Source organism: Saccharibacillus alkalitolerans (genome assembly GCF_011090185.1).
Lineage (GTDB): Bacteria > Bacillota > Bacilli > Paenibacillales > Paenibacillaceae > Saccharibacillus > Saccharibacillus alkalitolerans.
In genome coordinates, this window is record NZ_JAAFGS010000003.1 from 619,489 (window position 1) to 644,438 (window position 24,950).

22 protein-coding genes and 1 riboswitch are annotated in these 24,950 nt (G+C 59.1%); of the genes, 9 read left to right on the forward strand and 13 right to left on the reverse strand.

Annotated elements, in window-relative coordinates; genetic code table 11:
- The first annotated feature begins 280 nt into the window (after positions 1-280).
- From GYN08_RS11550 to phnE (GYN08_RS11565), 4 genes are all read left to right on the forward strand, one after another.
- Entirely contained in the window at positions 281-1,252 is a 972-nt protein-coding gene (locus GYN08_RS11550; RefSeq protein ID WP_166274341.1) for a phosphate/phosphite/phosphonate ABC transporter substrate-binding protein, read from the forward strand.
- Between the two features lie 201 nt (positions 1,253-1,453).
- The gene (gene phnC, locus GYN08_RS11555; RefSeq protein ID WP_166274342.1) at positions 1,454-2,248 is read left to right on the forward strand and encodes a phosphonate ABC transporter ATP-binding protein; all 795 of its coding nucleotides are present in this window, start codon (positions 1,454-1,456) and stop codon (positions 2,246-2,248) included.
- Entirely contained in the window at positions 2,245-3,099 is an 855-nt protein-coding gene (phnE, locus tag GYN08_RS11560; protein WP_206023692.1) for a phosphonate ABC transporter, permease protein PhnE, read from the forward strand. Before phnC ends, phnE (GYN08_RS11560) begins: the two co-directional genes overlap by 4 nt.
- Complete coding sequence (phnE, locus tag GYN08_RS11565; RefSeq protein WP_166274343.1) at positions 3,096-3,893, forward strand: phosphonate ABC transporter, permease protein PhnE; 798 nt, start codon at positions 3,096-3,098, stop codon at positions 3,891-3,893. Before phnE (GYN08_RS11560) ends, phnE (GYN08_RS11565) begins: the two co-directional genes overlap by 4 nt.
- A gap of 171 nt (positions 3,894-4,064) precedes the next feature.
- Here phnE (GYN08_RS11565) and GYN08_RS11570 read toward each other — a convergent pair whose 3' ends face one another.
- The 3 genes from GYN08_RS11570 to GYN08_RS11580 all read right to left on the reverse strand — a co-directional run bounded on the left by GYN08_RS11570 (position 4,065) and on the right by GYN08_RS11580 (position 8,540).
- On the reverse strand, positions 4,065-5,537 hold the full coding sequence (locus tag GYN08_RS11570) for an alanine/glycine:cation symporter family protein (RefSeq protein WP_166274344.1): 1,473 nt from the start codon (positions 5,535-5,537) through the stop codon (positions 4,065-4,067).
- Between the two features lie 209 nt (positions 5,538-5,746).
- Positions 5,747-7,078 carry an ATP-binding protein gene (locus GYN08_RS11575; RefSeq protein WP_206023693.1) on the reverse strand — a complete coding sequence of 444 codons (1,332 nt, stop codon included), beginning with the start codon at positions 7,076-7,078 and terminating at the stop codon, positions 5,747-5,749.
- 1 nt (position 7,079) lies between these two features.
- Entirely contained in the window at positions 7,080-8,540 is a 1,461-nt protein-coding gene (locus tag GYN08_RS11580) for an RtcB family protein (protein ID WP_166274345.1), read from the reverse strand.
- A gap of 499 nt (positions 8,541-9,039) precedes the next feature.
- Between GYN08_RS11580 and GYN08_RS11585 the strand changes: the two genes are divergently transcribed.
- Together GYN08_RS11585 and GYN08_RS11590 are read left to right on the forward strand one after the other, a co-directional pair.
- Positions 9,040-9,762: an MBL fold metallo-hydrolase gene (locus GYN08_RS11585; protein ID WP_235946187.1), complete on the forward strand. Its 723-nt coding sequence runs from the start codon at positions 9,040-9,042 to the stop codon at positions 9,760-9,762.
- Between the two features lie 20 nt (positions 9,763-9,782).
- Positions 9,783-10,880 (forward strand): M24 family metallopeptidase, encoded by a 1,098-nt coding sequence (locus GYN08_RS11590; protein WP_166274347.1) that lies wholly within the window; start codon positions 9,783-9,785, stop codon positions 10,878-10,880.
- 181 nt (positions 10,881-11,061) lie between these two features.
- Here GYN08_RS11590 and GYN08_RS11595 read toward each other — a convergent pair whose 3' ends face one another.
- Positions 11,062-11,784 (reverse strand): queuosine precursor transporter, encoded by a 723-nt coding sequence (locus tag GYN08_RS11595; protein WP_166274348.1) that lies wholly within the window; start codon positions 11,782-11,784, stop codon positions 11,062-11,064.
- Positions 11,785-12,221: 437 nt separating this feature from the next.
- Positions 12,222-13,622, reverse strand: coding sequence for an L-cystine transporter (locus GYN08_RS11600; RefSeq protein ID WP_166274349.1), 1,401 nt, complete (start codon positions 13,620-13,622; stop codon positions 12,222-12,224).
- Positions 13,623-14,043: 421 nt separating this feature from the next.
- Between GYN08_RS11600 and GYN08_RS11605 the strand changes: the two genes are divergently transcribed.
- Positions 14,044-15,732 carry a methyl-accepting chemotaxis protein gene (locus tag GYN08_RS11605; RefSeq protein ID WP_166274350.1) on the forward strand — a complete coding sequence of 563 codons (1,689 nt, stop codon included), beginning with the start codon at positions 14,044-14,046 and terminating at the stop codon, positions 15,730-15,732.
- A 188-nt stretch (positions 15,733-15,920) separates the two neighbouring features.
- On the opposite strand, the gene GYN08_RS11610 is transcribed toward GYN08_RS11605, so the two are convergent.
- From GYN08_RS11610 to GYN08_RS11630, 5 genes are all read right to left on the reverse strand, one after another.
- Positions 15,921-16,877, reverse strand: coding sequence for an ABC transporter ATP-binding protein (locus GYN08_RS11610; RefSeq protein ID WP_235946149.1), 957 nt, complete (start codon positions 16,875-16,877; stop codon positions 15,921-15,923).
- The gene (locus GYN08_RS11615; RefSeq protein WP_166274351.1) at positions 16,874-17,917 is read right to left on the reverse strand and encodes a FecCD family ABC transporter permease; all 1,044 of its coding nucleotides are present in this window, start codon (positions 17,915-17,917) and stop codon (positions 16,874-16,876) included. The genes GYN08_RS11610 and GYN08_RS11615 overlap by 4 nt, the downstream gene beginning before the upstream one ends.
- Positions 17,914-18,924 (reverse strand): ABC transporter substrate-binding protein, encoded by a 1,011-nt coding sequence (locus tag GYN08_RS11620; protein ID WP_235946151.1) that lies wholly within the window; start codon positions 18,922-18,924, stop codon positions 17,914-17,916. The genes GYN08_RS11615 and GYN08_RS11620 overlap by 4 nt, the downstream gene beginning before the upstream one ends.
- A 248-nt stretch (positions 18,925-19,172) precedes the next feature.
- A riboswitch (cobalamin riboswitch) is annotated at positions 19,173-19,356 on the reverse strand.
- Between the two features lie 201 nt (positions 19,357-19,557).
- Entirely contained in the window at positions 19,558-19,809 is a 252-nt protein-coding gene (locus GYN08_RS11625; protein ID WP_166274352.1) for a hypothetical protein, read from the reverse strand.
- Between the two features lie 33 nt (positions 19,810-19,842).
- A complete protein-coding gene (locus GYN08_RS11630; protein ID WP_166274353.1) occupies positions 19,843-20,031 on the reverse strand; it encodes a hypothetical protein in 189 nt (62 codons plus the stop codon).
- 309 nt (positions 20,032-20,340) lie between these two features.
- Between GYN08_RS11630 and GYN08_RS11635 the strand changes: the two genes are divergently transcribed.
- Positions 20,341-21,345, forward strand: coding sequence for a lipoate--protein ligase (locus tag GYN08_RS11635; protein ID WP_166274354.1), 1,005 nt, complete (start codon positions 20,341-20,343; stop codon positions 21,343-21,345).
- A 48-nt stretch (positions 21,346-21,393) separates the two neighbouring features.
- Complete coding sequence (locus tag GYN08_RS11640; protein WP_166274355.1) at positions 21,394-22,194, forward strand: Cof-type HAD-IIB family hydrolase; 801 nt, start codon at positions 21,394-21,396, stop codon at positions 22,192-22,194.
- 118 nt (positions 22,195-22,312) lie between these two features.
- Here the strand turns inward: GYN08_RS11640 and GYN08_RS11645 are convergent, their stop codons facing one another.
- From GYN08_RS11645 to GYN08_RS11655, 3 genes are all read right to left on the reverse strand, one after another.
- Positions 22,313-23,521, reverse strand: a complete 1,209-nt coding sequence (locus GYN08_RS11645; protein WP_166274356.1) for a hypothetical protein — start codon at positions 23,519-23,521, stop codon at positions 22,313-22,315.
- A 191-nt stretch (positions 23,522-23,712) separates the two neighbouring features.
- Complete coding sequence (locus GYN08_RS11650; RefSeq protein WP_166274357.1) at positions 23,713-24,009, reverse strand: hypothetical protein; 297 nt, start codon at positions 24,007-24,009, stop codon at positions 23,713-23,715.
- A complete protein-coding gene (locus GYN08_RS11655; protein WP_166274358.1) occupies positions 23,996-24,829 on the reverse strand; it encodes an MBL fold metallo-hydrolase in 834 nt (277 codons plus the stop codon). Before GYN08_RS11655 ends, GYN08_RS11650 begins: the two co-directional genes overlap by 14 nt.
- Positions 24,830-24,950 lie beyond the last annotated feature (121 nt).

Here is a 24,950-nt window from a genome sequence, read left to right on the forward strand (position 1 = left end):
AGTGGTAGTTAGCGAAAAAAGCAGCATATTAACTGACACAAGTAAGAATAATGTTCGTCTTTTGAAGCGGTCCGACAGAGCGTCCCCCTTTTCCCCGGCTTGATTAGGATGACATTTAACGGTGTTTTCCGCAAGAGAAGGGCGCAGATTTTTACATGCATTTAACAAAAATCGCGTTCCAACTTTACTCATAACGAGGAAATTGCTGGTACACTTCTGTTTGTCGGCTTCAAGCCGTAACGTCTGCATCACACACATAACCACCAAGGGGGAAAAGATTTTGTTCAAGAAAGTACTTACGATCTGCATGTCTCTCGCAGTTACGGCAAGCCTCGCGGCATGCGGAAGCAACAACAACAGCAACGCGTCGGGCGGAGACGCCGCAGCCAATAACGATACAAAGACGGAAGCCGCGGGCTTTGTTCCGAAAGAACTGCGCGTTCAATTCGTTCCTTCGCAAAACGCGGAAACGCTCGAAGCCAAAGCGAAGCCGCTCGAGAAGCTGCTCGGCGACAAGCTCGGCATTCCGGTAAAAGTCAGCGTTTCTCCTAACTATAACACCATCATCGAAGCCATGTCCGCGAAACAGGTCGACGTAGGCTTCCTGCCTCCTAACGGTTACGTGCTGGCTCATGACGTCAGAAAATCCGCGGACCTTCTGCTGCAGGCTCAGCGCTACGGCGTCGAAGAAGCAACAGGCGCTCCGACGGAAGAAAAAGTCGACTTCTACAAATCCTTGATCCTCGTGAAAAAGGATTCCGGCATCAAGAGCCTGGAAGATCTGAAAGGCAAAAAAATGGGCTGGCAGGACGTTACGTCTTCCGCGGGCTACGTATTCCCGGCGGCTGCCATGATCAAAGAAGGTATGGACCCGACCAAAGACGTTCAGGGCGTTACGCTCAAAGGTCATGACCAAGCGGTACTGGCTCTGCTGAACGGACAGGTTGACGCGGTTGCCGTCTTCCAGGACGCGCGCAACACGGTCAAAGGCGACGTTCCGGACGTATTCGACAAGACGGAAATTCTGTATGCTACGGACAAGATCCCGAACGACACGATCAGCGTGCGCAACGACATGTCGCAGGAGTGGAAAGACAAGATTGCCGACGCGTTCATCGCGCTGGGCGAAGATCCGGAAGGCCAAAAAGTCATCAATGACGTATACACGCACGTGGGTTATGCGAAAGGCGACGACGCTAACTTCAATATCGTTCGTGAATCCGCTGAAGCGGTCGGCCAAAAAATCGAGTAGTTCTAATCTTCGCCAGTTCAGGAGCGTTATGGTATAATTTCGGCAAAACCTATCCAAACGCGCCCTCTCCGTTCTTTCATGCAGCGCCGCTTGCGGTTTTTTACAGCCGCCAGCGGCGCTGTGCGGCGTTTGGAGACGGTACGAATCCAACCGGTTCTTCCCCGCCAAGCAGGGATGCGAATCCGGAGAAAGCGGGCAACGATGATCGAATTTAAAAATGTAATCAAGCAGTATCCCAACGGCACGATCGGCCTGAATAACATCAATCTCACGATTAAAGAAGGCGAGTTCGTCGTCATCGTCGGATTGTCCGGCGCGGGCAAATCGACGCTGCTGCGTTCCATCAACCGTCTGCACGACATCAGCGCGGGCGAGATTCTCGTCGACGGCAAATCGGTCACCCGGGCAAACGGCAAGCAGCTTCGCCGCATCCGCCGAGATATCGGCATGATTTTCCAGAGCTTCAATCTCGTAAAACGGGCGACCGTGCTGCGCAACGTGCTGTCCGGCCGCGTCGGCTACCATTCCACGTTCAGCACGATGTTCGGCTACTTCCCGAAAGAAGACCATGAAATCTCGCTGGACGCGCTGAGCCGCGTCAATATCCGCGAGAAAGCTTTCACACGCGCCGATCAGCTGTCCGGCGGACAGCAGCAGCGGGTTTCGATCGCGCGCGCGCTGGCCCAGCAGCCCAAAGTCATTCTGGCCGACGAGCCGGTCGCTTCCCTTGATCCGCTGACGACCCGCCAGGTCATGGACGATCTCCAGCGAATTAACCGCGATCTGAAGATCACGACGATCGTCAACCTGCACTTCATCGATCTGGCCCGCGAATACGCGACGCGCATCATCGGCCTTCGCGCCGGCGAAGTCGTGTTCGACGGTCCGGTCTCCGAAGCAACCGACGCGAAATTCGCCGAAATCTACGGCCGTCCGATCAACGAGGACGAGCTGCTTGCGGCCGAGGCTGCAAAAAAAGGAGGCGCAACGGTATGACGCCCGCTCCCAAGCCGGAAGCGGCGGAAGTAGGCGCGCCTCCTCCTCCGCCTTCCAAAAAGCCGGCCCCGACCATCGAATCCAAAGGCCTTCAACGTTATAAAATGCTCGGAACCTGGCTGCTGTTTATCGCCGTTCTGATCGTCTGCCTGGTCAGCGTGGACGCCGATTTCACGGCCCTGTTCAGCCAGAACGCCCGCGACAATATGGGACGCATCCTGGGCGAAATGGCCCGTCCGGATTGGAGCTATGCCGAAGATATTTGGGAACCGATGCTCGAAACGGTTCAGATCGCCATCGCCGGCACGATGATCGGTTCGGTGCTTGCCGTGCCGGTCGCGCTGCTGTGCGCGGTCAATATTATGCCTCAGAAAATCGTTTCGATTCCGGCGCGTATGGTGCTGAATCTCGTGCGTACCATTCCCGACCTGCTGTTCGCCGCCATCTTCGTTGCGGTATTCGGCATCGGCGCGTTCGCCGGCATGCTGGCGCTCGTCTTCTTCTCGTTCGGTCTCGTCGCCAAGCTGACGTACGAAGCGATCGAAGCGATCGACCCGGGCCCGCTCGAAGCGATGACGGCGTCGGGCGCCAACAAGATTCAATTGATCGTCTTCGGCGTCGTGCCGCAGGCGCTGCCTTACTTCTTCTCGTACGTGCTGTACACGTTCGAGGTCAACGTGCGAGCGGCCGCCGTGCTCGGTTTCGTCGGCGCGGGCGGTATCGGTCTGCATCTGGACCAGCAGCTCAACTCGCTGCGCTATGACCGCGCTTCGACGATCATTCTGCTGACGCTCGTGATCGTTCTGATCATCGACTACGCGAGTACTTACTTACGGAGGAAATTGCTATGAACCAATCCGTTCCTTCCAAATCCCGTCTTCCGCTGATCCGCAACTGGATCGTCGGCGCGCTGCTTATCGTTCTGTTCGTGTGGTCGCTGTCCGCGATGCAGTTCGAAGGCATTCAGGAATACGGCGCCACGGTCATGAAATCGATCTGGCACGGATTCACACACCCCGATTGGGACTATGTATACATGCCCGAAGGAGAAGACCTGCTTAGAGGCCTGCTGGAGACACTGATCATTTCCATTCTCGGCACGTTCATCTCCGCCTTCCTCTGTATACCGTTCGCCTTCTGGGCTTCGGATAACATGAGCCGACTGAAGATCGTATCCGGCAGCGGCAAATTCGTGCTGACGGTCATCCGGGTATTCCCGGAAATCATCATGGCGATCCTGTTCATCGTCGCGGTCGGTCCCGGCGCGTTCGCGGGCGTACTGGCGCTCGGCGTCCACTCGATCGGCATGCTGGCGAAGCTCTATTCCGAAACGATCGAAGCCGTCGACAACGGCCCGCGCGAAGCGCTGATCTCCAGCGGCGCGAGCAAGCTGCAGGTGCTGCGCTTCGCCGTGCTGCCGCAGGTCATCCCGCAGTTCATCTCGTATGCGCTGTACCGGTTCGAGATCAACATCCGTTCCGCGACCGTGCTCGGTCTCGTCGGCGCGGGCGGCATCGGCACCCCGCTGATCTTCGCCCTGCAGACCCGGAACTGGGGCCGCGTCGGCATTATCCTGCTGGGCATCGTGATTCTGGTCATCATCATCGACCTGATTTCCGGCTGGCTGCGCCGCCGCATCATCTAATCCCGGCCTGCCGCAATGAAGAAACGGCAGTCAAAGCGATAAGCAAAAAACGAACCCCCTCATCCGCCGGATGAGGGGGTTCGTTCGTAGGCTCCGTGTTCGCGCGTTCGGACTTTCCGCAGGAAGCCCCGGCGCTTCGCGCAGGAAGCTTCCGCGCGAAGCGGCTGCGAATCAGCGATTCTTCGGCGGCTGCGATATCGCGCCGGACGGCCCGCCGTTAATTTCCTTCCAGATTTCCGCGTTGCGGATGCCGAGCTTCTCCGGATCGAAGACGGGGTCGAGCCCTTCCTTCTTCTGCCGCTCGTAATCTCTGAGCGTCTGAAGCGCCGGCTTGGCCAGGAGAAGAATGGCGATAACGTTCAGCCAGACCATCAGCCCGAGGCCGATATCGCCCAGCGTCCAGGCCAGAGCGGCCGTTTTGACCGTCCCGTAGAAAGTGGCGCCCAGTACGACGAGCTTCAGAATCAGCGCCGGGCCGAACAACTTCTTCCCTTTGAACAGATACGCCAGATTGGTCTCCGCGATATAATAGTAGGCCATGATGGTCGTAAAGGCGAAGAAGAACAGCGCAATCGCGACAAATCCGGCACCGAGCCCCGGTACGACGGATTCGATCGCCGCCTGCGTATACCCCGCCCCTTCTTCCACGCCCGGCAGGTTCTGCACGATAAAGCTGCCGCTGCCGTCTTCTACGTTATACATGCCCGTGAACAGGATCATGAATGCCGTCGCCGAGCAGACGAGCAGCGTGTCGACGTATACGGAAAACGCCTGTACCAATCCCTGCTTCGCCGGGTGGGAGACTTCCGCGGCCGAAGCGGCATGCGGCCCCGTCCCCTGTCCCGCCTCGTTGGAATAGATGCCGCGCTTGACGCCCCAGGCGATCGCCGAACCGACGATTCCGCCGAAAGCGGCGTCCGAAGCGAACGCGCTCCGGAAAATCAAACCGAATACCTGCGGAATTTGCGTAAAATTCATTCCGATGATGACGACCGCCATCAAGATGTAAGCCAGAGCCATGAACGGCACGACGAACTCCGCCACTCGGGCGATGCTGCGTACCCCGCCGAAAATAATGACGGCAAGCAGCACGACCAATACCGTTCCGGTCACCGCCGGGGTAATGCCGAAAGCATTTTTCATGCCTACCGCGATCGAATTGGACTGCACTCCGGGCATCAGCAGGCTCATCGCCAGCAGCGCCGCAATCGCGAAGATGATGGCGAACCACTTCCAGCCGATCCCTTTCTCGATGTAGTAGGCGGGACCTCCGCGATACTGCCCGTCCTGCTTCACTTTATAAATTTGACCCAGCGTCGACTCGATGTAGGCGGTCGCCGCCCCGATAAAAGCGATAGCCCACATCCAAAATACCGCCCCCGGACCTCCCAGTCCGATCGCCGTACCGACGCCCGCGATATTGCCTGTCCCCACTCTTCCCGACAAAGCGATGGCCAAAGCTTGAAAAGAAGACACGCCCGCATCCGAACTCTTGCCCCTGAACATCAGCACGATCATTTCCTTGATGTGCCTTACCTGCAAAAACCTCGTCAGCAGGCTGAAAATCAAACCGACGCCCAAGCAGATGTAGATGACGGGCGTGCTCCATAGTACCGCTGAAATCGAATTCGCAATCTGCTCCATAAACGCCTCCGTAGTTTGTTTTCTTTTTCTTTAATCCACTACTGTTACGACGCATTATAGTTAAGGAGCAAACAAATGACAAGATGAATGTAAGCTATATTTTCATTAGTCTTACAAAGAGCGTATCGACCATCAAAAAAACCGGTTAGACGCCGCATGCGGCGCCTAACCGGTTTCTTGATAAATCGCGATCGCTTTTTCAATCCGCTTCAGAACTGAAATCCGATTCCGCCGTCCCGTCCGTCCATCCAGCTGCCCTTCTTCTCCTTGCTCAGTTCCCCGTTCATCGAACGGACGATGCCCGCGATATCCGCTTCGCCGCGCTCGTTCCAATCCAGGGCGGCCGATACGTAGAGCTCGCCGAGCTGCGCCATGCTGAAGCCTTTCGTCAGCGATATCGCCTGCTCGAACCCCTGCTGCGAGACGAATTCCGTCAGTCCGCGGCGTTCCAGGAACGCCCGGCGCATGCCTTCGTCCGGCAGCATGATCTCGTACGATCGGTCGAAGCGGCCGGCGCGGTTCATCAGGCCCGGATCGATCTTGTCGGGATAGTTCGTGGTACCGATCAGGAATATGCCTTCCTTCGAAGTGGCGCCGTCCAGCGTGTTCAGGAAAAAGGAGCGTACGCCCTGCGGCATGGAGTCGATATCTTCGATAACGAGCACCATCGGCGCCAGGCGAGCGGCCGTCTCGAACACTTCCTGAACGGAGCCGCTGGACGTATATTCGGTAATCTGCCAGTAAGCGGCCGGTCCCGGCACGCTGCCGGCGATCGACTTCACCAGCGTCGTTTTGCCGTTGCCGGGACGTCCGTAGAGCAGGATGCCCCGTTTGAACGGCAGATTATGCTTATGGTAAAAAGTCCGGTCCGAAGCGAAAAATTGATCGAGCGACCGGTAAATTTCTTTTTTCAGCGGTTCGGGCAAAATGACATCGTCGCGCGTTACCGTGCGGGTGATCGGCTCGCTTTCCCGCTGAATGCCGTTGTTCGTGTCCGTGAATACGGTGATCCGATTTTTCTCCCGATTGCGCTGACGGGTGCGAACGCTGCCCAGGAATCGGCTGATCGCCTCGTCGTCCGTCGCGAACACGAAATCTTCGCTGTAGATGCCGTGCTGGCGGAACATCGGAATGCGCGCCAGCGCCACGCCCTGCTGCGGGTATACGAACACATTGTTGCGAATGGCCGGATGGATCGTATATTCCGGCGAGCTGCTGTCCTCGTCGTAAGCGAAAGTCCGGCCTTCAAGGCCTTCGTAAATCTTCCCGGCGCATTCCACTTCCGCAGCGCCTTTCTTCACGTCTTCTTCGAGCAGATCCCAATAGTCGCTGTTGCCGTCGTCGCTGGCATACAGCGTATAGGCGATGCCGTAGCGCTCTTCGAGCATCGCTTCGATGCCCCGGGTCACGCGGGCGTACGCTTCGTAATCGCCCATATTCGGATTGCCCGGTTCGTAAGCGACGATCGTTCGTTCCTGGCCGGCCGGAATATCGATTCCCGCGATTCGCAGGCCTTTATCCGATTTTGCTTTTCGTTCCATATTAAGATTTCGCTCCCTTCACTGCCGCAAGCGGCCTGCATTTGGCCACGACGGAAGCAAGTCCCGCTCCCGTTACGCTGCCGATAATTTGATCCACGTCTTTATATGCCTGCGGCGCTTCGTCCAGAATGACGCCCAGCGAGTTGTGGTTGACGATAACTTCTTCTTCGGTACCGACCTTGAGCGCGGCGGCGAATTGATCCACCGTCACCAGACGCTTCGTCGCGCTGCGCGAACGGACCCGTCCGGCGCCGTGACAGATCGAGTGATAGTTGGCCGCTCCGCCCGGCAGCCCGGCCATAATATACGAAGCCGTTCCCATCGAACCCGGAATCAGCGCCGGATGGCCGGTCTCCATATAGACGTCCGGATTATCGGGATGCCCGGCCGGAAGCGCCCGGGTCGCGCCTTTGCGGTGCACGAACCGCTCTTCTCCTCCGTGACGCTCTTCCCAGGCGTAATTGTGCATCAGGTCGTACAGAAGATTCATTTCGAGCTTCGGCCCGAAAACGTCCAGAAAAGCTTCGCGGATCGCGTAAGCGATCAGATGACGATTGACGACCGCCACGTTCAGCGCCGAAGCCATCATATCGGTATACCGCCGGCCTTCCGGCGAATCGAGCGGCGCGAAGATCAGCTTCGGATCGTCCGTGCCGAACCCGAGCCGCTTCATCGCGCGGGCCGCCATCGGCGTATAATGCTGGCTGACCATCGCCCCCCAGGCGCGCGAGCCGGAGTGGATCATGACGGCGACCTGACCGTCGAACATTCCCCACCGCTTCGCGATCTCCCGGTTCTCTTCCGCAATCTCGAGATATTGAATCTCCGCGAAATGATTGCCGCCGCCGAGCGTGCCGAGCTGCCGGAGTCCTTTGACCCAGTAATTGTCGGCTACCGCATTCAGCTCTTCCGGATCGAAAGCGAATCTCGCCTGCTCTACGCGCGTCAGCGAAGGCGAGCGTTTGACCGGCATGCTATCGGGCAAATACTTGCCCGGCAGCCCTTTGAGTCCTTTTTGCACGATATGGTCCATCCGCAGGTCGGAGAAAGCGCCCCGTTTGTGCGCCTCCATCGGCAGATATTTTTCGATCCGGTTGACCAGTTTGCGGCGCAGGCGCAGATCCTGCACATCGCGGCGGTGCAGATTGGTCAGATGGACGCGCATGCCGCAGCCGATATCGCTGCCGACGATCGACGGGGACACCATGCCGTCTTCGCTATTCCAGACCGCCGTCGTGCCGATGCACGTACCGACGCCGACATGCACGTCTGGCGTGTAGCCCATATAGCGGATGCCGGGAATTTGCAGATTTCGTCCGGCCATTTCGAAAATGCGCGGGTCCAGCCCGGCGAACAGCTCCTTGTCCGCATAGACGTGAACGCTGCCTTCGGCAAGCTTGACTTCATGATAACAGGATTCAAAGCCCGTTGGGTTAACGTTAGGTTGTAAGTGTTTGGACATCAAGTAAAATTCCATTCCTCTCTATTTGGACAAATCGGGATAAAAATGCATGCAAAAAAACCGCGGACCTCTCGTCCGCGGCTGCGCCGGCATTGCTCAAGCTCCATGATTGGAAGGCGCTTTCCGCATCTCCGTCAGAGGTGCGGAAAACGACCGCGAGGCGATGCAGGTCCGTCAAACGGAACGCTGCCGCGCCGCGAAGCTCAAGCCAGGCCGTACCCGTCGAGGACAGGCAGAACGAAAGGCGAAGATTCGGTTGTCAAGTAACGGTTAACGACGATCATTGCTGCCAGCCTCCTTTGTCAAATAGTAATTTAATCATAGCCCCTATAAACGGCGGTTGTCAACCCTAATACTGGAAGCGATTTTCGCGTCTTTTGTCCATTTCCCCGGCCTTGGTCTATAATGGACAGCGTAAGCCCGCCGCGGCCGAACGGTCCGAATCGGCGCGGCGATAACGAAACTCGGGAGGTGTAGGCCGGGAATCCGGCCGTACTTGATGAAAATCACGGCGAATATCACGGATTTGGAACTGACGGTCATGCAGGGAGAAACGCCCAACGCGTACCACGCTTCGCTGTTGGCCGACGAGGACGGATTGACGCTGATCGACGCGGGACTGCCGGGCATGTTCGGCCAGATCGAAGAAAAGATCCGGGCGGCGGGCTGCAGTCCCGACGGCGTGAAGAGACTGCTGCTTACCCACCAGGATCTCGATCATATCGGCACGCTGCCGCAGCTGCTCGAACGTTTCCCGGGTCTGGAAGTTTGGGCGCACCAAGGCGAGCAGCCTTATCTCGAAGGCGAAAAACCGCTGATCAAAGTGCCCCGGGAACGTGTGCGGTCGATGCCCGAAGGCATGCGCGCCTTGACGGAGCGGATGATCGAATCGCTCGTTCCGGGACGCGTGACGCATGTGCTCGAGCACGGCGAAGAACTTCCTCTGCAGGGCGGAACGATCGTGCTGCATACGCCGGGCCATACGCCCGGACATATCAGCCTGTATATTCCCCGGGAAAAACTGCTGATTGCGGGCGACGCGCTGCGCATCGACGACGGCGTGCTGGCCCTTCCTCCGGAAAACTTCACGCCGGACATGGCCCAGGCTTCGCGGTCGCTCGAGCAGCTGCTCGAGCTCGACATCGATCGGGTGCTCTGCTATCACGGCGGGCTGTTCGAAGGCGACGTCCGCGCGGGGCTGCAACAAATCATCAATCGATAATGAACGGGAGCGAAAAATCCATGAACGATCAACGCTGGAACGCAATCAAAACCCATATGGACGAGCGTCAGCTCGACTGCCTGCTTATCACCGAACCGAAGCATGTCGGCTATCTGACCGGCTTCTTCTCCGACCCGCACGAGCGTTTCCTCGGGCTGGCGATTCCGAAAAACGACGAACCGTTCCTGATCGTGCCCTCGCTCGATTTGGAAGCGGCCAAAGCCGAATCTTCCGTCCCTCTGATCCGTACCCACAGCGATACCGACGACGCGTATGAGCTGATCAAAGGCTGGCTCGGCGGCGGACAAGGCAGCGTAGGCATCGAAAAAGACCATTTGTCGGTCTCCCGCTTCGAGCGTCTGAACGCCGCGCTCGGCGCCTCGGATTATGCCGACGTCGGCGGCGTGCTGAACGCGCTGCGCGCGGCTAAAACGCCGGAAGAGATCGAGAAGCTGCGCCGCGCCGTGCATTTGATCGAAGCGGTGCTGACCGAAGGATTGAAACATGTCCGCGTGGGCGCGACGGAGATCGAAATCGTGGCCGAGCTGGAGTACCAGATGAAAAAGCTGGGCGCGGAAGGTCCTTCGTTCGACACGATGGTGCTGAGCGGCGACAAAACGGCGCTGCCGCACGGCAATCCGGGCAGCCGCAAGATCCGGGCCGGGGACATGCTGATGTTCGACATGGGCGTCTATCTGGACGGCTACGCTTCGGATATTACGCGCACGTTCGCCGTGGCCGAGCGTCCAAGCGACGAATCGGTCAAAATCTACGAAACGGTGCTGGCCGCCAACCTGGCCGCGATCGCGCAGATCCGCCCCGGCGTCACGCTGGCTTCGGTCGACGCCGCCGCGCGCGAAGTCATTGCGGAAGCCGGCTACGGCCCTTACTTCATGCACCGTCTGGGCCATGGGCTCGGCATGGACGTGCACGAATATCCGTCCGTGCACGGCGCCAACGAGGAACTCGTCACGGAAGGACTCTGCTTCACCGTCGAGCCGGGCGTCTATGTCGCCGGCGAATGCGGCGTCCGCATCGAAGACGACATTATCGTCACGAAGAACGGAGCCGACGTGCTGACCACGTTCCCGAAAGAGCTGACCGTCATCGGCGGCTGAAGCCGGAGCGTAAGCGCCGTATGCGGCCTCGCATCGAACACGACGAGCTCCCTATCAAAAAAGCTGTCTCCCGATTGTTCGGGGACAGCTTTTTCGAATTTATCGCAATCGGCTCGGAACCGCCTGCCGCTTCCGCGAGAATCGCGGGTTTATCCGCAAACGCAAATGCGTTCGGCGGCCTTTACTTCGAAGCGATCGTCGGCAGTCCGGAATCGGCCTCCTGGGCCGGAACCTTCAAGCCTCGCGCCCAATACAGTACCGGCGTGCCCGCGGCCGTAAGGATGAACTTGAACACATAAGTCGAGAGGAACAACTGGATCCACACGGAGAACCCTCCGTATTCCGGACCGGTGAAGGCAATGGAACAGAAGATGAGCGTATCGATAAAGGAACTCACGATGCCGCTGCCGTTATTGCGAATCCACAGCTGGTTTGCGGAAGCGAAGCGGCGGCGAATCCGGGCGTACAAATAGACGTCGAGCAGTTGGCTGACCAGATAGGCCGTCAGGCTTCCCAGCGCCAGTCTCGGCAGCAGGCCGAACAGGGCTTCCATCGGTCCCTGGGCGAAATCCACTTCCGACGGCCGGAAATTCAGCACCATCTGCATAATGACCGTCGTCATGATCAGCATGAAAAACCCGAACCATACCGCTTTTCGCGCCGCTTTGACGCCGTAGCGCTCGTTCAGCAGGTCCGTCGTCATATAGATGCTGACGTACATCGCATTGCCGAGCGTCATCGTGATCCCGAGCATGTCGATCGTTTTGGTAACCTGGATGTTGGCGATGACCGTCGCGACTCCCACCCAGGCATACAGCCCTTTTTTGCCGAAAAACTTGAAGCACAGCAGGAAAAACGCAAAATTGACCAGGACGAAAAAGACGCCCCACGTAAAATTGAACAAGTTGAATCCCCCTAGTTTTGGTATCGCGGGATGGTTACGAACCGCGTCTCGGAACGAACTTGCCCGCGAAAAGGGTACGGCGGCGTGCTCGATTGCCGGGCGAACGCGTTCGAGAGGAGCGCCGAAGCTCTTCCCTGTCGCGATCTCGCCGCACACAAAAAAAACGCCGCGCCCTTTTCGGAGCCCGAAGTCCCGTATCACTTTACCACAGCGGCGGCTTTTGCACCATCTTTTTTTGCGGGAAATCGGCCGATCGAATATTAAAGCCGCGTACAAGCCTGCCGCAGACCGGCGCCCCGTTTGCATGCCGGCCCGAAATTCGCAAAAAAAGCCCGGCTCTCGCATGGAGAGCCGGGCTTGGTCGATTTGAGCCTGGTTAACGAAAGCCTTCTTTCCGGCGATCCGCGGCCCGAATGGATCGAACCGCGAAGCGAAGATTAAGCCCGCGCCGTTTCCAGTTCCGGCGTGTCCGGGGAATCGTACGTGTTCTTGTCGATCTCCCCGGTGACTTTGCCCGTTACGACGCCCGCTACCATGGAGTCGTTGACGTTCAGCGCCGTGCGGCCCATGTCGATCAGCGGCTCGACCGCGATCAGCAGTCCGGCCAGCGCGACCGGCAGGTTCATCGTGGACAGGACGATCAGGGCGGCGAACGTCGCTCCGCCGCCTACGCCCGCTACGCCGAACGAGCTGATGGCAACGACGGCGATCAGGGTCAGGATGAACGACATATCCACCGGAGTACCCGCGGCCGGCGCAATCATGACCGCCAACATGGCCGGATAGATGCCCGCGCAGCCGTTCTGGCCGATCGTGGCGCCGAAGCTGGCCGACAGGTTGGCCACGCCTTCGGACACGCCGAGCTTCTTCGTCTGCGTCTCGATGTTCAGCGGAATGGTCGCCGCGCTCGAACGGGAAGTAAAGGCGAAGATCAGCGTCGAGACGACCTTCTTGGCATAAGTGATCGGATTCATGCCGAACAGCATCAGGATCAGCAGATGGATCAGGAACATGACGATCAGCGCCGCGTAGGAAGCGATGACGAATTCGGCCAATTTGCGAATGCCGGCAGGATCCGTCGTCGCCATCATTTTGGCGATCAGCGCGAGGATTCCGTACGGCGTCAAGCGCAGGATCAGCGTCACGATACGCATCACGACGCCGTGCACCGCGTTGACCATGCCGCGGAACGTCTCGGCCTGCTGCGCGTTTTTGCGATCGAGTCCCAGTACGGCCAGACCGATGAAGGCCGAGAAGATCACGACCGCGAGCGTCGAAGAAGGACGGGCGCCGGTCATGTCTTCAAACGGGTTGGTCGGGATGAACGACAGGATCTGTTCCGGCAGGGACAGCCCTTCGACTTCGCCGAGGCGCGCATTCAGCGCTTCGCCGCGTTCGATCTCGGCTTGGCCTTGTCCGGCCAGCAGGTCTTCCGCGTTCAGGTTGAACGTAAGCGCCGACACGATCCCTACCGTAGCGGCGATCGCCGTGGTCAGCACGAGCGTCAGCAGAATCGAAGCGCTGATCTTCCCGAGCTTTTTGCCGCCCTTGATATTCATGATGGCCGTAATGATCGAGACCATGACCAGCGGAATGACGATCATCTGCAGCAGATGCACGTAGCCGCTGCCCAGCAGACTGTACCAGTCCATCGACCGCGCGACCACGTCGGAGTCGGCCGAGTAGATCCATTGAAGCGCTCCTCCGAGTACGATACCCAGGCCGAGCGCCGTAAACACGCGTTTGCTGAACGAAACGTGGCGCTTCTGCATTATGTACAGCACGACGGCCAGCGCGAGCAGCACGGCGATATTCAAAATGACAAAAAAGGTTTCCATTGTTCAATCCCTCTCCTTATTCCCTTATTTGAACAGCGGTCAAGCTGCCCTTCCGTGTAAACCTCTCAATTCGACCCTCATAATAACATTATTCCGATCATTTTGGTATACTTTTTTTCTCCGTCTGCAAAGTTTCGGTAAACTTCAAAAAATAGCGAAAATATTCGCGTTTTACGAAAAGAGCTTACATGAATCTGGTCAAAATTGGCTAATTTCATGTATGATATGAACTAGTCAAGCACAACTTCCGAACGTTTTTCATGCCTTTTCCTTCTTTGGCCCTAAATTTACTCCATTCAGAACGAACGTAAGTCCCGGTTTTCCCTGCCAAGAACTCGGGTCCGGTTTCGTTTACTGCAAATTTCAGGCGCCGCGTTCCGGATTGCGTTTTGCTTTTTTCACAACGAAGGGGGAGCCTACTATGCTAAACCGTTCCATCAGCCGCAAAATCATTGCTTTGTCGGGAGCGATCATTCTTGCGGTGAGTCTGCTGCTGTGCGCGAGTTTTTTCGTCATCTTCAATAATACCCTGCACAGCCGCATCATACCCGAATTCAGCAAAACGCTCGATCTGAGCGTTACGGAAATTCAAGGCGGCATCGATCCTACCCAGGCCGGCATGGCCGCCAAAGCCAACGCGGCCGCTTCGATGAAGCTGCAGACGTACCTGAACGACGCGGCTGCCGAATTCCGCCTCGAAAACGTTTATATCCTGGACGTGCAAAACAACGAGGCTGCGGTCGTGCTCGCCAGCAAAGGCGCCGAGATCAAACCGGGGGATAAGCTGTCCGCCACTTCCTATATGCAGCAGGCGCTGAAAAACCCGAAAGACACGGTCGTCACGCCGCTGAACCAGCAGGGCGACGACGCGGACCTCCAGGGTTACCACGCGATCTCCGGCAGCACGCTGATCGTGGGCGGCACGCTCGATGCTAACTTCGTGACTCAAGTGACCCAAGCCATCCTGTGGACGAGCATCGCCATCACGGCAATCGTAATCGTGCTCGGAGCGCTGGTAGCGGCAGCCGTAAGCCGCCGGATGACCAAGCCGCTGGGACGCCTGGTCAAGCATGCGCGCCTTGTCGCCGAAGGAGACCTTCAAGAAAACATCTCGGTCAAAGGGCGCGACGAGATTGCCGAACTCGCTTCGGCCTTCCAGCAGATGACGATCAATCTCCGGGGAATGATCGGGCAGGTGCTCGAAGCCACGGATCGGGTCAAGAGCGATTCCGTCGAATTGTCGCGGGGCATCGGCCTGCTGTACGAAATCGGCAGCCAGTCTTCCTCCTCGGCAGTGGAAATCGCGCAGAGCAGCGAGACGGTCGCGACCAGCGCCGCGGAAAACGCAAAAGCCATGGAAGAAATCAGCGGCGGCATTCAGCATATCGCTTCGTCCGCGGCGGAAGTCAACGAGCAGATCGCCCGCGCTTCCGAAGAGGCGGTCTCCGGCAATGCGCGGGCTCAGCAGGCCGTCGAGCAGATGAACCGCGTCCAGGAAATGACGGTTCAAGCCCGCGGCTACATCGAAACGATGGGTTCGCGTTCCGACGAGATCACGGAAGTGCTTCAGGCGATCACCAGCATTTCCAAACAAATTCAGATGCTCTCGCTGAACGCTTCGATCGAAGCCGCCCGCGCGGGCGAACACGGCAAAGGCTTCGCCGTCGTCGCGGACGAAGTGCGCAAGCTGTCCGATCAATCCCGCGAAGCGACAGGACAGATCGAACAGTCGCTGCTCGCGCTGCGCGAAAATTCGGAGCATTCCGTCCAGGCCATCGGTTCCGTGCATCAAGAGATCATGTCCGGAGCGGAAGCGGTTCGCAGCGCCGGCGGCGCGTTCGACGAGCTGATGAGCCTCATGCAGCGCTTCAGCCAATCCGTGCAGGAAGTATCCGCTTCGACCGAGCAGGTCTCGGCGGGCAGCCAGCAGGTCAGCGCGTCCGTCGAAGAGACGGCCCGCATCACGGAACGCGTGCAGGAGCGCGTATTGGAAGTATCCGCAGGAAGCGCAAGGCAGCTGGAAGAAATGGAATCCTACGCTCGCACGGTCGGGGAACTTACCCGCCAGGCCGACGAACTGGAAGAAACGGTACGGAAGTTCAAAATTTAGCGGCGGCCGATCGGCAGGATCGGTTTCGCCGCGGCAGCACGAAAAGGCCGGGGAAAGGGAGCCCCGGCCTTTTTTGTTTTGGTCCCCCGGCGGCGAATGCCGAAGCCGACGTCCGGAACCGATGCCCAAGGAATCCCGCGGGACGCCGGCGAATGGACGCAGGCCCGGCAGCCGCCTGCAGGACCCTTCTATTCATCCGTCAAGGGCTTGGTTGAACCGCCGCGCCCGTCTGCGCGAAACAGCAGCTGCGGCGCGCCGATTTCCTCGCGCCGCACGACGATGGGCGGATCGACGCCGTAGATGCCGCCGACGTTCGCCGGCGTCAGCACGGCTTCCGGCACGCCTTCCGCCGCCCGGCGTCCTTCGCGCAGCAGAAGCAGCCGCTGCGCATACTGGGCGGCCAGGTTCAAGTCGTGCAGTACGGCCACGACCGTCAGTCCTTCCGCCTCGCGCCATTCCCGCACCAGCTCCATCACGTCGAGCTGATAATAAATGTCGAGATAAGACGTCGGCTCGTCCAGCAGCAGAATTTCCGGCTGCTGGGCCATTACCTGGCCGAGGGCGGCGCGCTGCCGCTGTCCGCCGCTCAGCTCGTCGAGGCGGCGCGGCAGCAGCGCCGTCAGCTCCAGCCGCCCGGCGATGCGGGCGAGCAGTTCCCGCGCGGCCGCGGGGTCCCGCTCGCGGCCGAAGCGATCGCGGTACGGGAAGCGCCCCAGTTCGAGCGCGTCCCGTACCGTAATGCCGAGCGGCGGCAGGCCTTCCTGCGGCAGCACGGCCAGGCGGCGCGCCAGTTCGCGGCGTCCGTAATCCGCCAGGGGGCGGCCGCCGAGCCGCACGACGCCCGCCGACGGGCGCTCCGCGCCGGAGACCAGCCCGAGCAGGCTGGACTTGCCGCTGCCGTTGGGCCCGAGCACGGCCCAGAATTCGCCGCGGCGGACGGTCCAATCCAGCGGGCGGACGGCCTGCACCGGGCCGTAGCGGCAGGCCGCTCCGACCAATTCGATCGCGGGCGAATCGGCCTCGCCTGCCCCGGACGAAACCGCCGCGTCCCGTTCCGCTTCGCCGCCTTCGTCCCGCATAAAATGAAAACGGCTAGCCTTCCCGCCGGCCCGATCGCCCTTTTTCCGCCAATCCGGCCATTTCATGCCGTCTCCCCCTTCCCGCGCTTGTTACGCTGCAGCAGCAGCGCGAAGAACGGCGCGCCGGCGAACGCCGTCACGACGCCGAGCGGAATCTCCGTCCCGACGACCAGCGACCGGGCCAGCGTATCGGCCCACATCAGAAACAATGCGCCGCCCAGCGCGGACAGCGGCACAAGCAGCCGGTAATCCGGCCCGGCGATCAATCGGATCATATGCGGAACGACGAGGCCCACGAAGCCGATCACCCCGGACACCGATACGGCGGCGGCCGTAACCAGCGTCGCGACGAGCAGCACGGCGCTTTTCGTCCGCTCCGTGTCCAGGCCCAAATGTCCGGCCTGCCGCTCTCCGAGCGCGAACAAATTCATGGCTCCCGCGTTCGCCCAGAGGAATGCGCCTCCGATCAGCACGTACGGCAGCAGAATGGCCGAATAATCCCAGCCGCGCAAATTCAGGCTTCCCAACGTCCAGTACAGAATCTCGTTGACGGGACGGTCCGACATGGCCGACAGAAACGTCACGGCCGCCCCCAGAAAAGACTGCATGACGACTCCGGCCAGCAGAAGGCCGTGGACGGGCAGCCTGCCCCGGTCGCGGGCGAGCGCCAGCACGGCGAACAGCGTCAGCGCGCCGGTGACAAAAGCCGTCAGCGGCAGCGTCCACTGCCCGATCCAGGCGGTGCGCAGGCCGAAGAAGATAATGAGCGCCGCCCCCAGCGAAGAACCGGAAGATACGCCGAGCGTAAACGGATCGGCGAGCGGATTGCGCAGCACGCCCTGGAACGCGGCGCCCGCCAGCGCCAGCGCCGCGCCGACGAGAGCGGCGAGCAAGATCCGCGGCATCCGGACCTTCAGCACGATCTGCGAAGCGGAATCGTCCCACGTCTGCGGGAACCAGCGTCCGATTCCCGGCAGTTCATGCAGCAGAATCGATGCGATTTTGCCGGCGGGAAGCTCGACCGAACCGAGCCGAAGCGTCAGCACCAGACTGACGAGCAGCAGCAGGATAGCCGCGCCTCCGTATCCGCCCAGTCTGCGAATCATTGCAGCTTGTCCGGATAGATCGCGTCAAACACTTCGATCAACCCCTCCGTCAAGCGGGGTCCCGGACGGCTGACCAGATTGTCGTCGATCGCGAACAATCGGCCGGCCTTGACCGCCTCGATGCCGTTCCAACCGCTGCGGTCCCTGATCGTTTGCGGATCGACGGACAGCTTGCTGTACAGGATAACGTCCGGATTCGCGTCGATGATCGCTTCCGCGTCGACTTCGCTCCAACCCGTCGTATCGGCCGCCGCATTGACCGCGCCCGACGTGTCGATCAGCTCGTCCATGAATTCGCCTTTGCCGACGGTCCAGCCCGGAGAAAACTCCAAATACACGGTCTTGCGCTCTCCCTCTTCGATCGAAGCCGCCGCCGTCCGGACTTTTTCGATGTCTCCGCGCATCTTGTCCGTCACCGATTTCGCTTCCGCCTGCCGGTCGGTAATTTCGCCGTAGACGGCTATATCGTTCATGACGTCCTCGAGCGTATCGGGATTGAATTTGAATACTTTAAGCCCCAGCCCGCGCAGCGATTCGACCGTCGCATCGTCGGTCACGTCGGCGACGAACACGATATCCGGCCGCGCCGCCACGATCGCTTCCGTGTTCAGCTCGAAGCCGCCCATTTTCGGCTTGGACTTGGCCGCTTCGGGATAGTCGTCGTTGTCCGAGACGCCGACGATCTCTTGGTCCAACCCCAGCGCGAACAGCGATTCCGTCTCCGACGGCGCGAGCGACACGATCTTCGCGGGCGCGGCTTCGAACGTCATCTCTTTGCCGGTCGCGTCCTTCAGCGTCAGCGGATAGACCGTCTTCGCGGCTTCGTCCGCCGCTTTCGTCGTATCGGCCGTTTCCGCCGGTTTCTGCTCGGCCGGCTGCGTTTCGGCCTTCGTCGGCCGCGGCGCTTCCGCCGTGCCGTTCTGTCCGCAGGCCGCGAGGCCCAGCGCCAGCAGCAGCGTGGCCGAACCGGTCAGCAGCCTCTTTTTCCATGTATGCCCGTATCCCAAGCTCCCGCTTCCTGTTTCTTTTCTGTTCCCGTCTGTCGCCACTATAGGTCTTCCCCCTTGGTTTTTTCCGAACCGTACGCCTTTTTCCCGTTCGCCGCTCAAAAGAAAAAAGCCCCTCCGGACCGTTCGCGGGAAGGACTTGTTCGGGACGCACGCCAATAAAGGCCCTGCACCGAACCAAAAAAACGGCGGGCGGACCGAAAGACCGGCGTACGTGCACGGAACGCTCTTTCCTCGAAGAACGGGACCAGCATCGGGGCTGCCGGGCAGGTCTCCTGACTCACGGAAGAGAGATTGCGGAATCCGCCTTCTCGCGCTCGCGCAATGGCTTTGTGGATTCCTTTCCGTGTTACAGTGGCGGGACCGTGCCGGACTTGCACCGGCTTCCCTTTTAACCGAAAAGCGGCGGGGACGCGGCGGCGCGTTCGGCCGTCGTCCGCTCCGCCGCCTTTCGGCACCTCGGCAGCTGTACTTCTTCAGTTGTCATCTTTCCGATTATAGGGGATGCGGGAGAAGGTGACAACCTTTGCAGGCAAAAACCGCCCCGGTCTTTCCCAGACGGGAACACCGAAGCGGTTTGTTCTAAACGGCTATTCGATGCATAGCCGGCGGGCTGAACGCCCGTTTTCCCTCTTATACTTTGCGATCCGTGCCGCGGGCTCCCGTATGGTTCGATCCCCGGTGCTCCTGATCTTTCATCCGATTCTGTTGGTCGATGGTCCGGTTCTGGTGCTCGAAACGCTGATCTTCCAACGTTTCGCCGTCAGCGAGCAGATTGTCGTTCACTCCTTCGACCTGATTCTCGACGAACTGCTTCAGCTGCCCGCTCTTCTCCTGCTCGTACTCTTTTTTCTGCTCGAGCATTTCTTTGGCTTTTTCATCCATTTTGTTCAACCTCCTGCTATGCGTTTTATGCGGTTATCTTCTCATGTTGTGCTGGTCTTTGAGACGGTTTTGTTGATCCATTTTCTGATCTTTGGTCGCCTCCATGCGCCCGGGCACCGAGGATTCCGTCCCTTCGATCTGATTCTCGACAAAATTTTTCAGTTCGCCGCTGCGGTCATGATGGTTCTTCTGATCCAGCATCGCCTTGGCTTTGTCGTCCATCGAATTCAACCTCCTGTGCGTCGGAAGCTTTCGCGTCCTCCGCGGATTGGTGTAGGATCGGGATAGTTATGTATTACCCGCGCCCCGCCCGGTCAAACGAAAAAAGCCCATTTCCGCTCCTTCGAAGCTTCCCGCATACCGCCAGCGCCAAATGTTCGGTCCGCTCCGGGCACGAAGTACTGGTCTTGGGCAATTTGTTTGGTTTACAATGGTAGAGGCAAAAGAACAAGCAAACGAACGCACCGAGCGAACGCATCGCTTCGGCAGGTTCGCTCGGACGAAACTTTTATCGAAACGGGAGGCCATACCATGCGCTTTATCGACAATCAGGGCATCAACGATCCGCGGATCAACCTGGCAATCGAAGAATTCGTGCTGCGCCATCTGCCGATGGACGGCGACAGTTATCTGCTGTTTTATATCAACGAACCGTCGATCATTATCGGCAAGCATCAGAACACGGTCGAGGAGATCAACGCGGAATACGTCAAGGAGAACAATATCCACGTCGTGCGCCGTTTGTCCGGCGGCGGCGCCGTCTACCACGATCTGGGCAATCTCAACTTCAGCTTCCTGACCAAGGACGACGGCGAATCGTTCCACAACTTCCGCAAGTTCACGGAGCCGATGGTCGAAGCGCTGCGCGAAATAGGCGTCGAAGCCCAGCTGTCCGGACGCAACGACCTGCAGGTCGGCGAACAAAAGATTTCGGGCAACGCCCAGTTCTCGACTCGCGGACGCATGTTCAGCCACGGCACGCTCATGTTCGACTCCGAACTGGACAACGTGCATTCGGCGCTCAAGGCCAATCCGGAGAAATTCAAATCGAAAAGCACCAAGTCGGTCCGCAGCCGCGTCGCCAACATCTCCGAGTTCATGACCGAGAAGCTGACGATGCAGGAGTTCCGCGACAGCATTCTGCGCCACATTTTCAAGACGGAGCCGAACGAAGTGCCGGAATACAAACTGACCGAGGAAGATTGGGCCAAAATCCACGAAATCTCCAAGGAACGGTATCAGAATTGGGATTGGAACTACGGCGAGTCGCCGGAATACAATGTGAAGCACGCCAAAAAGTTCCCGGTCGGCATCATCGATCTGCGCATGAACGTAAAGAACGGCCGAATCGAAGACATGACCATTTTCGGCGACTTCTTCGGCGTGGGCGACGCGTCGGAAGTGGCGGAACTGCTGCGCGGCAAGCGCTATGAAGAATCCGAGATCCGCGCGGCGCTGGAAGGCGTCAACCTCAAACATTACTTCGGCAATATCGAGACGGAAGACTTCGTCGGCCTCGTGTTCCTGGAAGACTAAGCTTCGCCTTTTTACAGACACAGAACGGATACAGACGGGAGAGAAACCATGACTTACAAACTTATTGCCATCGACATCGACGATACGCTCATCAACGACGACAAACAGGTGACGCCGGCCACTCAGGTCGCCCTCGAGCAGGCGGTCGAAGCCGGCGCGGTCGTGACGCTCGCCACCGGACGCGCTTACGCTTCCGCCAAGCAGCTCGCCGCGCAGACGGGACTCAACGTGCCGATCATCACGTATCAGGGCGCGCTGGTTAAGAACCTGATCGACGGCAAAGTGCTGCTGGAGCGCCACGTTCCGGTCGAAGCCGCGCTCAAACTGGGCAAATACTGCCTGGAAAACGGGCTGCATCTGCAAACGTACATCGACGACAAACTGTACGCGCGCGAAGAGAACGAGAAGCTGACGGCCTATTCGCAGCTCAACAACACCCGCTACTATATCGAGCCGGACTTCGAGAAGCTGTTCTCGCAGCCGACGCCGAAAATGCTGATCATCGACGATCCGGCCTTCCTGGACGAACTGGCGCCGAAGCTGCACGAACTGCTGGGCGACGGCGTGCATATCACCAAATCCAAGCCGCATTTCCTCGAGATCATGCACAAGGAAGGCACCAAAGGCCATGCGCTTGCTTTCCTGGCCGACTACTTCGGCTGCACGCTCGAAGAAACGATCGCGATCGGCGATTCGTGGAACGACCATGAAATGCTCGAAGCCGCCGGCCTCGGCGTGGCGATGGGCAACGCGATCGAACCGCTGAAAGCCATCGCGGACTTTATCACGCTCAGCAACAACGACGACGGCGTGAAAGTGGTTATCGACAAGTTCGTGCTGGGCAAGTAAGTCGCCGCCTAGATAAAAAGAAAGCCGGGAAGCTTCCGCTTCCCGGCTTTTTGTCGCGGTTCCGATCCCGCGCATCTGGAACATTCGCCCGGTCGGGTGCCGCTTCGGCCATGCCCGCTTAATAAATCGTGACCCGGTCGATCGGAGAACCTTCCTCCTCGTATTCGAACGTGATCGATCCGCCCGGACAATGATAGCTGATGATATGGCCTTCTTCTGCCGGATTGTCGTATTCTTCGGTAGGTGTTCCGAGCCATTCCCGGACCTGCTCCGGCATGAGATACCAGTCGTTTTCGTTCGTCCCCAAGTCGAACGCCAGCGCTTCGACGGGCGTGCTCGGTAAACGGGAACCCGCGTCCAGCGTGTTATCGTAGCCGATCCAGCTCTTTCCGTAGCCGACGTACTCGAACCATTCGTCGCTTCTTTTTTTACGGGAATCCCCGAGCAGCGACCGAACCTGCGCCCACGTCATGCCGATTTTGATTCTCGGATCGGACGGCAGGACGTGCTTTTTCGCGCTGCCCATCAGGGAAGCCAGATAAGACCTTGCTCCAGCGGTGCTCGGCCAGTCGCCCGAGTACCGATAACAATCGTCGACATGCCGCAGCGTGAGCGTCGCAAGATCGAGCTTGTATGTACTGAAGTAATAACGGATATCCGTGTTGCTGTACACCCGGGTCTGGATTCGGCCGCCGCCGAGTCCGCGTATTCCTTGATACGGAGCGGCGACGCCTTCTTTGCTCCGCTTCGCGCCTTTCGCATCCGAGAAATCGAGCGAATGCAGGGTTCCGTTCGTGATGACATAAGGATACACGAAGTCGGCATTGGAACCTCCCGGCTCGCCGAGGAACAGCAGATCCGGCCTGCTTTTGCCGTCTCCGGCCAACCGGAAGCTGTCCCGGCGGGCGGTATTGACGCTTTCCAGCGACAATCGAACACTCTGCACCTTTCCGGATTTCTCTCCTTGTTTCGCCAGAGCCGCGCGATAAGCACCTGAATAAACGACGTCTCCTTTTTGCGCGCCGGACCAGGCTTCATCCTCGGAAGTGACCGACTTTTTTTCGCGGTTCGAGAAGATATACACGGTGTACAGTTTGCCCTTCTCGTCCCGCATCGGAAACGACAGCCGGCTGATCGACTTCAGCTTGGCCGTGTCGATTGTCGCTGCCGCTTGCTGCGTCTGCGCGTATGCTTGCGCTCCGGGCAAGCCCGCGGTTCCGCCCGTCAGCAGAATGACGCCGAGCGCCGCGGCCAGCAGACGCCGGCGATTGACGCGCTTGCCTTGCGCCTCCGGGAACGGCAGCGCGATTCTTTGCTTCTCTTCCATTCTAATCCTTCTCCTTGTAAGTATAAGTTGTCTAAACATCTATCTCCGAGTTACCAGTTTACCACATCCGGGCCTTCGCGCGATAGGAAGAAGGAACGGAGTCGGCTGCCTCTCGGGCAGCGCAAAAAGCCCGGAAGCTTCCGGCTTCCGGACTTGCTGCCGACGCGCGGCGCGCTCTTCGGGCATGCGTTTTACGGTTGTTCCGTTCCGCCGTTCGGGCTGCGGAGCGGATCGCGCAGATTCGCTTCCCGGCCCGTTTCGGACATATCGGCTTCTTGATGCTCGCTCTCGATCTGTGCCGCGGCTTCCGCCATGCGCGGATCGACTTGGCCGGGCACGGCCCCGGTATGGATATCCGGGCGCTCGCCTTCGTCCAAATGGTCCGCTTCGATCGCTCTCTCTTCGGTCGATCCGTCATCCTTCAGGTTGGTCGTCTCGTCGTCAGACGGATCGACGCTGCGGTAGTTCTGTTCGTTATCGTTCATCATGCATCCCTCCGAGTTTTCGATTTCGATTCCGTGCCGGGTCATTCAAATCCACTGCAGTGCCCGTTCTCGCCGCCGACACATTCGCCGGCAAATCCGGCAGCCGGTTCAGGTCGACGTCGTGCGACATATGCGTATAAATCGCGCGCGCCGGCTTGATCTCCGCCAGCAGCTCGGCCGCTTCCCGCATATCGTACACCGACCGGGTCGAATACTCCGCTTCTTCCCGTACGAAGCTCGTTCCCAGCACCAGCAGATCCGCGTTTCGCATCGGCCGGGTCTCCTCCTCGGACAATCCGATGGAGTCGGGGCAGTATACCCAGGCGAAGTTCTCTTTTTCCAGCCTATATGCATAAGAGTAACCGTTTTGCCCGTGATTGACCCTCCAACCTGCAATGCTCCAGCCGCCCAGGCGGAGTCCCGGCTCCGTTTCGCGCAGCTCCAAATTTCGATCGAGCCACGGATAACGGGCCCGGATCGCCTCCAGCACTTCGCCGGGCGCGTACAGATTCCCCCGAATCCCCGTCCAGCGGCATTGATCGGCCCATTCCGGCAGCCCGCCGATATGATCGAAATGCGCATGCGTGACCAGAATCGTGTCGATCGTCCGAATCCCCCGCATCTCCATCTGCATTCGCCAATCCGGCCCGCAGTCGATCAGGAAGCGGTCCTGTTCCTTTCCGCTTTCGACCGCCACCATCGACCGCATGCGCCGATTGACTCCCTCTGCTCGCGCCTCCTCGCACACCTCGCATCCGCAGTACACTCTCGGCACGCCCATCGCGTCGCCCGTTCCCCAAAATACCAGCCGGTCTTCCGTCATTATTCTCACCTTCCTGAACGTTTGCTGCTCACTCCCCGATTATACCCGACTTTTCTTGCCCGAAAAACAAAGCGCCGCAGACGGGACACCGTTCCTCCGGTATAATGAAGAAGATGCGGAA